Here is an 11406-nt window from a genome sequence, read left to right on the forward strand (position 1 = left end):
AAAATACAACACCAACCCGACCTATCGAACGATATTTTTACAAACGTCATATTTTTAGCTATTATCGTACAATAATTTACCGATACCACGAAAATAGCCGTTTAGTCGACAACCACCACGACAATAAGTCAACATGCTAATGCAACACCCTAACGCCTCGTTCAAATCTACCAGACTCAAAAAACGCCGTAGTCTCAAACTACGGCGTCCAAGCGGTTCTTAACTTCCGCCCAATCTATGTGGTTAATGTTCTTCTATGATGCTATGTGTTGCGGTCACCTGACCGGCACGATGAATGGCGTTCTTTAAGACGAACGGTGCAATCATCGTCACCACAATGATGACCAAAATAATATCCGAATAGTAATCGTTTGATAGTAAGTGCGCTGAAAGCCCAATTTGTGCCGTTATTAGCGCCATTTCACCACGCGAGATCATGCCGGCACCGACTAAGTAATTACTGTGGCGACTGAACCCATTTAACTTCGCACCCAGTCCACAACCCCACAACTTAGTTAACACACGGAGCACCGTCATGACCAAGATTTACCAGACCCCCTTGAACGTCATATTTAAACCCACACTGACGAAGAATAATGGTTCCCGAATTGTCCAATCAAAAGCAGTATTAAAGAATTCAAAATAGGCTCTCATTGTCACTAATTTTAAATACGACTAAACCAGCTTCACAGCCTTCCATTTCACGTTTTATCAATAGCCTAACGGTCAAAAACATCGACAAGTTTAATCAGCTATTGTTGCACGTACCAGATACGGCTTTTGATTGGTATAATTAACAGACATTAGCCCTGGATATTGACTCGACCCACGCCGATACATACGGGCAACAGGAAGCTGTCAGTTATGATGCTCATTACGATACCGAACCAATCTTAGTTTTTGATAGTGTCACCGACTTATTATTAGCTGTTAAACAGCACCCGGTAACGTTTATACTTCTAAAGACGTCGATAGATTTTTACGTCCCATTCTCAGCCATTAGCGTGGTTTAAGTTGCGACATAGACATTTTAGTACACGGTAATAGTGGCTTTTCGACACCCGCATTATATGATTTGTGTGATGAATTTAATTCGATGAATTTCATTGTCATTTTCTAATCAATTTAAAGTGTAACCGCCGACTGGTTACACTGGCCGAAAGCCAAGTCAATTACGATGACCAACCAGATTTTTCAAAGATAGAAGCCCATCAATTTGAGTTTGATTACCAAGTCACAACTTGGTCTAAATCTTATCGATCCGTTTCCCAGAATGTTTGCCCTAGTAATGAATTACTGTACCACCATGAGCTTGTCGTCACTAATTTAAACACGGTTGGGCCGACCGATTTGTTCACTACCTATCATCAACGAGGCGTGGTGGAAAATAACATTAAAGAAGTTAAACTCGTTTTTTTATGGACAAAACTAATAGCCATAGTTTCCTAGCTAATACGTTCCGACTGTTACTTAGTGCAGCCGCCTATAATATGGTCCTGGCTTTAAAAAAACGGTTTACCTACGGAAAAACGGTACTATCAACTCACAACACTCCGTTGGATTGCCTTTCACATCCCTGCGGTTGTCAGCGCCATACCCGGCGCTACATCCTAAAACTAAGTAGTAACAACGTTTTTGATGAGGTCTATTGGTCAATACTAACGCGAATTCGATGCTTAACGCAACGAGCAGTCCTATTTTTAAATTTTCCTGTAAAACCAAGGGATAAGTCTGCCCAAACTGACAGAATAGCGCTCAATCTGAGCTGCCGAATCTACATTTGATTGGTTCAGCCTCAAAAAAATAAGATCTGGGTGAGTCAAAAGACTCATTCAGACCTTATTTTTAAAATGTTTTAATTTTATCGATTCTATGAATAAACCGGGGATAAAATTACTTTTGAAAACTTTTCTTATGAAACAATACGTGGCAAATGCCTAAAATACTAACAATTGTAAAAACAGTCTGCACAATCCAGTCTAAACTGCTCATATCAATATTCACTGCTGCTTTTACGCTAAAAACAAAAACAATCAACCAACCCCAAAAATTAATGTCTTTCAAAAAAAATTTATTAATCACACTGAACACTCCTAAAATTGAACATATGGGTGCTTTAAATTCCAACGTGCTTTCTTGCCAAGATAATATCCCCAAGAGCTCCATAACTTGGTTGTTAAATCACCGCCAGAGATCTTTTCTAGGTTAGATGTACTAATTTTTTCAAATTTATCCATGTATCTCCAACTCCTTAATGATAAAAGCCTTTATTAAAACTTTTTTCAATCGTTTTGCGATGCTTATACGCAGACCATAGAATTTTAATTCCAAGCGTATATACTGAAGTTGGGACTGATCCGCCCTCAATTTGAGACAAGCTACTCTTGCCTAGAGTAGAAAATTTATTCAAGTTATTCATAATATATCCTTTCCATGCATCAAGAGGCTGACAACTCACACAAATTCATTTGCATTTCATATCATACGTTTGAAATGCAATTCCTCACTTTCCATCTCAAACACCCCCTCGTATATTACGTATCACTCAATATTGTTAGGCAATACTATAATTACAAGCCAATTTATCAATACACTATTTTTAATTCGGTTTACTTTTATTGCTTATCAATTCAATACTAATTGCTTTCTATAGCTTTAATATAACACCTACCCGACCTATCGAACGATATTTTTACAAACGTCATATTTTTAGCTATTATCGTACAATAATTCACCGATACCACGAAAATAGCCGTTTAGTCGACAACCACCACGACAATAAGTCAACATGCTAATACAACACCCTCACGCCTCGTTCAAATCTATCAGACTAAAAAAGCGCCGTAGTCCCATACTACGGCGTCCAAGCGGTTCTTAACTTCCGCCCAATCTATGTGGTTAATGTTCTTTTATGATGCTATGTGTTGCAGTCACCTGACCAGCACGATGAATGGCGTTCTTTAAGACGAACGGTGCAATCATCGTCACCACAATGATGACCAAAATAATATCCGAATAGTAATCGTTTGATAGTAAGTGCGCTGAAAACCCAATTTGTGCTGTTATTAGTGCCATTTCACCACGCGAAATCATGCCGGCACCGACTAAGTAATTACTGTGGCGACTGAACCCATTTAACTTCGCACCCAGTCCACAACCCCACAACTTAGTTAACACACCGAGCACCGTCATGACCACGATGAACGGTAGCAATTGCCAGACCCCTTTGAACGTCATATTTAACCCCACACTGACGAAGAATAATGGAATAAACGTCGTGTAGCCCACTGGTTCAATACTAACGTCCACCACGTGTTGGTAATCAGTTTGTGCAATTGCGACTCCGGCGAAGAAAGCACCTATAGCACCACTCAAGCCCACTAGTTCTGCCAACCATGCCAACGCTAAACAAATAATAATCGCCATAATAGTTGGACTGGCAGCCATCAACAGATGATCACTCAAGCGCATCAGATACGGGGCAACCCACTTAATCACGATGAAGACCCCTATGAAGAAGCCAACCTGTTCCAAGAGCACGATACCGAGATTAGTCTGGGCAACGCCACTCTGACCACCCATCATTGCAATCATGATACTCAACAGAATCACCCCGATAATGTCGTCAGCGACCGCTGCCCCTAGAATCGTGGCTCCTTCCTTAGTATCCAACACTTTAAATTCCTTTAGTACCTCCACGGAAATCGAAACCGACGTGGCTGAAAAGATGACACCGATAAACAGTGATTCAAACCAGCTAAACTGAAAGAAGCGACTCGCAAGCCCCATAATAACGACTGGAAAGATCACGCCAATAATAGCCACGATAATGGCAGGGCGTAAATACTTACGTAAAAGTGCTAAGTTGCTTTCCAGTCCACCGATAAACATCAGTACCACGACCCCAATATCTGAGAACGTTTGAACTAAAGTCGTTAAATGGACCCAGTTAAGTAGTGCCGGCCCTAATATCACCCCGACCAGAATCTCACCAATCACGGCAGGAATCCCCGCACGGTGAGCAAAGTGCCCAGCGAGGGTTGTCGCCAAAATCAACAAACAAAGTATTCCCAAAAAATCCATGTGCTCACCCATCCATCAAAAGTCTTACCATCTATCATACACCTTTAGTCCTGGCTCATCTTGTAAGCATGGGCGTTCTGGAAGCGGCGCGCATAGTGCCAGCCCAAGCCGATCAGTAGACCAATAATGGCGGGAAGTGCCCAATCAAATCCTAGTTTAGCTAATGGTAAGTAGCGTTGATCCCATGCAAGAATCGTTTGAACCCATCCTAACCGAGTAATCAGGGCTGGTGCAGCACCTAGACCATCAATGAACGCTGGAATCAAAGTTAACGCCGTCGTCCATCGATAAACGAGCGGATCACGATGAAATAGCGGTGAGGCAATCGCTAAGATAATCAGTGTAATCGCCAACGGATACAGGAACATCAGCATCGGCGTCGACCATGCAATAATTTGATCCAACCCAATATTAGCGATGAGAAATGAGGCCCCACAGGCCAAGCGGTTCCAAGCGCGATAACTGATTTTAGGAAATTTAGCGTGCAAGGCTTCCGCAAACGACGTCGCCAAACCCACTGCCGTTGTCAGACACGTCAAGGTCGCCATAATCGCTAAAACAATCGCACCCGGCGTGCCCATAAAAGCATTGGCAATCTGACCAAAGGCAATGCCACCATCCGCAGACAACTTAAATTGCGATAACGACGTCGCGCCAATCCAGATCAGGCCAAGATAAATGACTGCTTCTAAACTAATACTCAACAAACTAGACTTGGCGGCCGTCTTAGCAATCGCTCCGGCATCCCGTTGACCAAGGCCCCGAATCGTGGTGACAACTGCAATTCCGAACAACAAGGCAGCTAACGCATCCATCGTATTATACCCTTGCAAAAAGCCGTTCAAGAACGCGCCGTGTTGGTAGGCCGCGGTCGGTGTCGCATTCGTGGTCCCTAACGGCCGGCTGAAGGCAATCCCAAAAATTAAGGCGAGCAAAATCAGAAAAGCTGGGTTTAACAATTTACCGATCGTATCGACGATCCGGGTGGGCCTACGAGCTGCCCAGTAAGTGATACTGAAGAAAATCAATGAGTAAGCTAATAAATACCACTGTGCCTGTGCCGAACTCACATGGCTAGCGATGCCAATTTGAAACGGCGTAGTGGCTGTCCGCGGCGTCGCGAACAAGGGTCCCAAAGTCGCACAAGTCAGTACCATAAAAATCGTCGCGTAGCGTTTACCAATTGGCCGCGCTAGCTCATAAATCCCACTACTGTGCGTCACACTGATGGCGATAATTCCTAACAGTGGCAATAGTGTCCCTGTCAGCAAGAATCCCCAACCAGCTGTCAACCAATTGGCCCCCGCTAGCTGCCCTAAGTGAATTGGGAAAATCAAGTTGCCAGCCCCAAAAAACATCCCAAAGAGCATTGATCCAATAATGATGTAATGTTTGATTGTTAATTTTCGCGTTATTTGCATCGTCGTCTCTCCTCCGTTAAGCGTCGTTCTCATCAACCAGTTTGAACAATCACTAGTAAGAGCACTCGATACAAACCACCATCACTACTTGTTAAGCGCATTGTCTCCATCCTCTCAACTGCCATGGGACTAAAAAAGCGTCCTTACAAAATCATCAATTGATTTTGTAAGGACGCTAACGCGTGGTACCACCTTAATTCGTCACGAACCGCAGCTCGTCACCTTTGCGCGTACGGCCAATTACCAACACCGATGACGGGTTTCCCCAAACAGTAATGTTAACTGACGATACGTTGGCCCGTTAATGGGGGCACCCAGCTAACACTCCAGCTCGTCGCATTAGCAGTTCTCAGGCTACTTTCCAGCCAGGCTCACCACCGCTTCACACCATCCAGCGGCTCGCTTAAGATTACCCTGACTTTACTCTCCTGATCATCACGTTTAGTCTCATTTATTTTTAATATTTGCAATCATAAACTCATTGCGTAGTCTTGTCAACTGTTTCGCTAAAAATAATCATCCGAGTTAATCCGATAATGCCCACTGCCGAATCGCAGCTGCGACCCCGTTCGCATCATTAGTAGCCGTCACGTGATCAGCGTGTGCCTTAGCAATATCACTGCCATTGCCCATCGCGACAGCTGTTCCGGCGAAAGCAAACATTGGCAGATCATTCTGTTCGTCTCCCAGTGCCATCACTTCGTCCGGTTGTATTTCCAGAGCTGCCGCTAAATCCTGAACTGCCTGCCCCTTGTTGACACCAGTATGCATCAGTTCCAAGAAGTTAGTTGCCGCACGTACCACGTACAGGTCCCGACCAAAAGTCGTCTTAACTTGCGCTTCTACGGCATCGAGTTGCGGGCCTTCACCTACAAAGACCCCCTTGGCAATTTGAAAATCAGCTGGTAAATCGTCAGGGTCTCGAATCAGCAGCCCAGCTTTGTTTTCCCACGCCTGTACAACTGTGACCCAGTTAACATCGCGGTCAGCTGTATAGATCGTACTGTCCGCATCGAGCACGTTAAAGGGCACGTGATGTTGTTTTCCAAACGCGGTTAATTGCCGATAGTGCGCATTATCCACTAAATGTTTGGCGACGATCCGGCCAGCAATGCTCTCGATTACAGCACCGTTATACGTAATCACGTACTGGTCATCACCAGCAAGGCCTAACGCATCTAAATAATGTTGCGCCCCAGCAAGTGGCCGGCCGGTACACAAAACCACCTTAATCCCTTGGTCGTGGGCTTCCTTAACTGCCGCAATCGTACTTGGTAATAATTGCCCCTTTGAATCCAGAAGCGTGTCATCAATATCAATCGCAATTAATTTAATTGTCATGGATTTTCGTTCCTTTCAACTGCGAATACGGTTACAATTAAGTCATGCCACCGCTCATCGCGAACTATAATTCTAATATAGCATAGCGCGTCAGCCATCAAGGTTGATTTTTGAAAGGAAGCGGTGCGATTTTACAAAATCTTGAAGCGAGGTTTAGTGATGAAAATCTTACACGAGACGGTCCAGACAATTCCCCGCCTCCCCTTTAAATATTACGAACATGATCCATTGACTGATATCAACGTTGCCCCACACTGGCACCAAGGGATTGAGTTAAATTATCTCGTCAGCGGTACGACCTTAAAGTTCGTCACCGATGGACAGACGAATGAATATCGGCCTGGTGACCTTTGGACTACTAATCGACGCGTGGTTCACAGCGCTAGTGGGCCCACCGAAGTTGACTGGGTAGAGTTCGGCATCATCATTGACGACGATTTCCTACAAACTCAAATTCCGGCAAGTGCGAACTGGCAATTGACATTGAACGGCGCGGCCTCATCGAAAACTCACCCACAAGCCTACGCCGATGTCCGCCAACAATTAGTCACGATTCACGACCTGTTGACGACCCCCACGACCGATCTACTGAGATTACAAATCCTCAGCCACTTTTACCAGTTACTTGTCACTCTGGGGCAAACGTTTACCGTTCCTCTGACTGCAACAACGGTCAGCCCTAACTTGACATTAACGGATACGGTCATGACTGCCATCAATCAACATTACGCTGAGCCCATCGATGGTAATACCCTTGCCGAGCAATTTCACGTTTCGTTGACCACTTTGAATCAGCAATTCAATGCAAACGTTCAACTATCCGTTAACCGATACTTACGACTGATCCGATTGATGAACGCCCGTCGCCTCCTGTTAGAGACCGACCATAAGATTGAATATATTGCCATGCAATGCGGCTTTCCGAATAGTAAGACGTTCAATCGGAATTTTAAATCTTGGAAGGGTATGACGCCTACCGACTATCGTCAAGCCTATGCCCGGTATCACCGAATTGATACTAGTTGCCTCTAAAAATGTCCCTTCGTGGTCTGAATTTCGTGGTAAGCTACGGCTATCAATTAAACGACGGGAGATTTTAACCATGATTAAATTAATGGCAACTGATATGGATGGCAGCTTTTTGCGTGACGATATGACTTACGACGAAGCTCAATTTGCACTGCTTTATCAACAATTACAACTACGGGGCGTACGGTTCGTGATTGCAAGCGGCAATCAATATTTCCAACTCAAGTCCTTCTTCAAGGACTATCCTGAGATGATCTACCTTGCTGAAAATGGGGCTTATATCCGCGATGCCGACCACGTTTACGCACTTAACGCCTTTCAGCCAGACGCAATCCAGACGATTCTGAATAAGATTCAAACCATCCCGGATTTAAAGCTACTGGTTTGCGGTGCCAAAAGTGCCTACACCCTAACGACCACTAATCCTGAGCACGTGGCACAAATGCGACATTATTATCATCACTTAGCCGTCGTTGAAAGTTACGACCAGCTTGATGATGACATTATGAAGTTCGCCATCACATGTCCACCAGAACGCACCACAGCGATCGTGACGCAACTACGCGAGTTACTAACGGGTATCGCCGAACCAACCAGCAGTGGTCATGGCGACATCGACATTATCCAACCCGGCATGAATAAGGCGGCTGGCTTAGCGCAACTCGGACAGGTTCTCGGAATCGACCTCGCAGACATGGCTGCATTTGGCGATGGGGGCAATGACCTAGAAATGCTCCGGGAGGTCGGCTGCGGCGTTGCCATGGCGAATGCTCAACCAGCCGTGACAGCCGTAGCCAACGCCACGACAGGTACAAACCAAGAACAAGGCGTCTTACAGTGGATCAAAAACTGGTTGGAGGCGTAAGCCATGCAGCCACGGTTGACCACCACCATCAGTATTCTTAGCCTCTCCACTGTAACAGGCATCACTACCGTTATTACAGGAATCATTCCCCAGCTCAAACGGACCTTTCCCACCGTCCCGACTACGCTGATTGAATGGCTCGTCACCATCGCCAACTGTAGCGCATTGATTACTTTGTTACTCAACCCCCGATTAACAAGCCGGTGGGGATTACGGCCAATCGTGATTAGTGGACTCTTGATCAGCGCCATCATGGGACTGATTCCCGCTATCACGACTAACTTTACCGTAATCATGGTCAGTCGGCTCGGATTAGGATTAGGCGTCGGCCTCTTTTCACCACATGCCATCAGTTTGTTGACCCACAGCTTTACCGGTGATTTACGGGCCCGACTATTAGGTTACCAGACGGGCCTCTCAGCCCTAGGTAACGCGATATTGCTAGGATTGGCGGGCATTCTAATTGGCCTTAGCTGGCACGCCGTCTTTTGGCTATACGGGCTACTGGTGATTGTTGCTGGGGGCGTGGCGTGGTTCGTACCGGAACCCACTGTTCCATCAACAACGACTAATCACGCACGCACTGAAAAGACACAACTACCACGGCACCAGTTGACGTTACTAGGACTTACCTTTATCACCTATCTACTCATCTGGGGCGTTCAATTAAAGCTGCCGAGTTACTTTAGCGCCCGTCATTTTGGTAACGCTGCCACTATCAACTTAACCTTAGCAGCCATGAACATCGGTGGCTTGCTGGCTGGTCTCACCTTTGGCTATCTATACCGCTATTTACACCGGTTCACCTTAACCTTAGGCTATGCCGGAGCAGCTATTTCAGTCTTAGTATTATGGTTGGCATCCAATGCAACTGTGGCTATTGGCGCTGCCGTATTTTTCAACTTTATTTACTCGTACACCGGGCCATATTTGGTCTTCACTAGCAATACTGGCCTGGATACCATTCAAGTCAACGTCCTGAGTAGCTACCTGACGATTGCCACCATTATCAGCGCTTTCTTTGCGCCACTGGTCTGGAACAGTCTCGGCCAACTTGGGCCACAGACGCTCACCGCCAACGTTCTCATTTGGATTATGCTCATTTTAGGTGGCTTAGCCTTGATTACCGGCAGCCATCATCCACGAAAGGAAGTTTAATTAATGACCAATAATAACGATCGTCTTCATACTGGCGAACTCTACTTACCTAACGACCCTGAACTTGAAAAACGCCAATTTGGCTATCTCGATCAGCTCTATGATTTCAACCAAACTCGGCCCAGCGAACTAACCAAGCGCCAAATTCTACTTAGCAAGATGTTCGCAGAAATCGGCCCGAAGTGTTACATCGAACCACCGTTTCACAGTAACTTTGGTGGACACCATGTCCACTTTGGCAAGGGGGTTTACGCCAATTTTAACCTAACACTGGTAGATGATACCCATATTTACGTTGGCGACTATACGATGTTCGGCCCCAACGTGACAATTGCAACCGCGGGCCATCCGATTTTGCCATCATTGCGCGAACAAGCTTATCAGTACAATATGCCAGTTCATATCGGCCGTAACTGTTGGTTCGGCGCAGGTGCCATCGTACTACCCGGTATTACGATTGGCGACAATGTCGTCGTTGGCGCTGGTAGCATCGTGACCAAAGACTTACCCGATAACGTCGTCGCCGTGGGGAATCCCGCCCATATCTTGCGACACATTAATGATCACGACCGTCAGTACTACTTTAAAGACCGCCAGATTGATCCTAGCTTGTTAAATTAATTAAACAAACCCGCTGTATTCTACGCACACATCACAGTAGAATACAACGGGTTTACTTTAGTTTTAGGATGCTTTTCCAAATCCGTTCTATATATAAAGTCTAGTCAAACATCTCGGTTAACTCACGGTTTATATCAAATCAGTCATAAAATTATGGTAATACATTAAACAACATTGCGCCTAACGCACCACCAACCAATGGTCCAGCGATTGGCACCCAACTGTAGGCCCAATCAGAAGTTCCTTTATTGGCGATGGGCAATACCGCGTGCGCAATGCGGGGACCTAAATCCCGGGCCGGGTTAATTGCATACCCGGTCGTTCCACCCAGAGACAGCCCGATAGCGATAATCAGAATTCCGACAACAATCGGGTTTAATCCCGCCGTAAATTGGCCTTTCGTGAAGGCTAACAAGCCAAAGACTAGGACGAACGTTCCAATCACTTCACTGATAAAGTTCCAGAAATACCGCCGGATACCAGGACCGGTTGCAAAAATGCCGAGAATCGCGCCAGCATCCTTAGTTGCTTGCCAGTGTGGGTAGTAGTGCAACCAAACCACGAGGCCACCAATCACCCCACCAGCAATCTGAGCCGCACTATATGGAATCACGTAGGCCCATGGGAACTTACCGGCCACTGCCATTCCTAGTGAGACCGCCGGATTAAGATGTGCGGGGCTCATAAAGCTGGACGCATAGACGCCCATCGTGACTGCAAATCCCCAACCTAAGGTAATCGCGACCCACCCCGCATTTTGCGCTTTGGATTTATTGAGTGTTACCCCAGCTACAACCCCATCACCTAACAGAATCAAGATAAAGGTCCCGAGAAATTCCCCCAACAATTGTAGTGCTAATGGATCTTTCATCATGACCACCCCATTCC

The 11406-nt window shown here is 45.8% G+C and carries 11 protein-coding genes, 2 pseudogenes and 1 other annotated feature; of the genes and pseudogenes, 5 read left to right on the forward strand and 8 right to left on the reverse strand.

Annotated features, from left to right (window positions below; genetic code table 11):
- Positions 1-243: 243 nt before the first annotated feature.
- A pseudogene (locus RXV91_RS11435) lies at positions 244-600 on the reverse strand (cation:proton antiporter); the annotation flags it as partial.
- 516 nt (positions 601-1116) lie between these two features.
- On the opposite strand from RXV91_RS11435, the pseudogene RXV91_RS15320 reads away from it, so the two are divergent.
- A pseudogene (locus RXV91_RS15320) lies at positions 1117-1784 on the forward strand (transposase); the annotation flags it as partial.
- Between the two features lie 109 nt (positions 1785-1893).
- Here the strand turns inward: RXV91_RS15320 and RXV91_RS11440 are convergent.
- The 6 genes from RXV91_RS11440 to RXV91_RS11465 form a co-directional block, all read right to left on the reverse strand.
- On the reverse strand, positions 1894-2082 hold the full coding sequence (locus RXV91_RS11440; protein ID WP_050495850.1) for a hypothetical protein: 189 nt from the start codon (positions 2080-2082) through the stop codon (positions 1894-1896).
- A gap of 11 nt (positions 2083-2093) precedes the next feature.
- The gene (gene plnc8A / locus RXV91_RS11445) at positions 2094-2237 is read right to left on the reverse strand and encodes a bacteriocin plantaricin alpha peptide precursor (RefSeq protein ID WP_003643800.1); all 144 of its coding nucleotides are present in this window, start codon (positions 2235-2237) and stop codon (positions 2094-2096) included.
- 14 nt (positions 2238-2251) lie between these two features.
- The gene (plnc8B, locus tag RXV91_RS11450; RefSeq protein WP_015379764.1) at positions 2252-2419 is read right to left on the reverse strand and encodes a bacteriocin plantaricin beta peptide precursor; all 168 of its coding nucleotides are present in this window, start codon (positions 2417-2419) and stop codon (positions 2252-2254) included.
- 479 nt (positions 2420-2898) lie between these two features.
- Positions 2899-4083 carry a cation:proton antiporter gene (locus RXV91_RS11455; RefSeq protein ID WP_061876047.1) on the reverse strand — a complete coding sequence of 395 codons (1185 nt, stop codon included), beginning with the start codon at positions 4081-4083 and terminating at the stop codon, positions 2899-2901.
- A 44-nt stretch (positions 4084-4127) separates the two neighbouring features.
- The gene (gene brnQ, locus RXV91_RS11460) at positions 4128-5504 is read right to left on the reverse strand and encodes a branched-chain amino acid transport system II carrier protein (protein WP_011100994.1); all 1377 of its coding nucleotides are present in this window, start codon (positions 5502-5504) and stop codon (positions 4128-4130) included.
- Between the two features lie 165 nt (positions 5505-5669).
- Positions 5670-5949 (reverse strand) — a binding site (T-box leader).
- Between the two features lie 80 nt (positions 5950-6029).
- The gene (locus RXV91_RS11465) at positions 6030-6845 is read right to left on the reverse strand and encodes a Cof-type HAD-IIB family hydrolase (protein WP_003641966.1); all 816 of its coding nucleotides are present in this window, start codon (positions 6843-6845) and stop codon (positions 6030-6032) included.
- A 159-nt stretch (positions 6846-7004) separates the two neighbouring features.
- On the opposite strand from RXV91_RS11465, the gene RXV91_RS11470 reads away from it, so the two are divergent.
- The 4 genes from RXV91_RS11470 to RXV91_RS11485 all read left to right on the forward strand — a co-directional run bounded on the left by RXV91_RS11470 (position 7005) and on the right by RXV91_RS11485 (position 10518).
- Positions 7005-7877, forward strand: coding sequence for an AraC family transcriptional regulator (locus RXV91_RS11470; protein ID WP_003641965.1), 873 nt, complete (start codon positions 7005-7007; stop codon positions 7875-7877).
- A 70-nt stretch (positions 7878-7947) separates the two neighbouring features.
- Positions 7948-8739 carry a Cof-type HAD-IIB family hydrolase gene (locus tag RXV91_RS11475; RefSeq protein ID WP_011100993.1) on the forward strand — a complete coding sequence of 264 codons (792 nt, stop codon included), beginning with the start codon at positions 7948-7950 and terminating at the stop codon, positions 8737-8739.
- A 3-nt stretch (positions 8740-8742) separates the two neighbouring features.
- Positions 8743-9897: an MFS transporter gene (locus RXV91_RS11480; RefSeq protein WP_316439961.1), complete on the forward strand. Its 1155-nt coding sequence runs from the start codon at positions 8743-8745 to the stop codon at positions 9895-9897.
- 3 nt (positions 9898-9900) lie between these two features.
- A complete protein-coding gene (locus RXV91_RS11485) occupies positions 9901-10518 on the forward strand; it encodes a sugar O-acetyltransferase (RefSeq protein WP_015379760.1) in 618 nt (205 codons plus the stop codon).
- A gap of 151 nt (positions 10519-10669) precedes the next feature.
- On the opposite strand, the gene RXV91_RS11490 is transcribed toward RXV91_RS11485, so the two are convergent.
- On the reverse strand, positions 10670-11392 hold the full coding sequence (locus RXV91_RS11490; RefSeq protein ID WP_080468212.1) for an MIP/aquaporin family protein: 723 nt from the start codon (positions 11390-11392) through the stop codon (positions 10670-10672).
- Between the last annotated feature and the right edge of the window lie 14 nt (positions 11393-11406).

The sequence above is a fragment of the Lactiplantibacillus sp. DA1 genome (assembly GCF_032681335.1).
Lineage (GTDB): Bacteria > Bacillota > Bacilli > Lactobacillales > Lactobacillaceae > Lactiplantibacillus.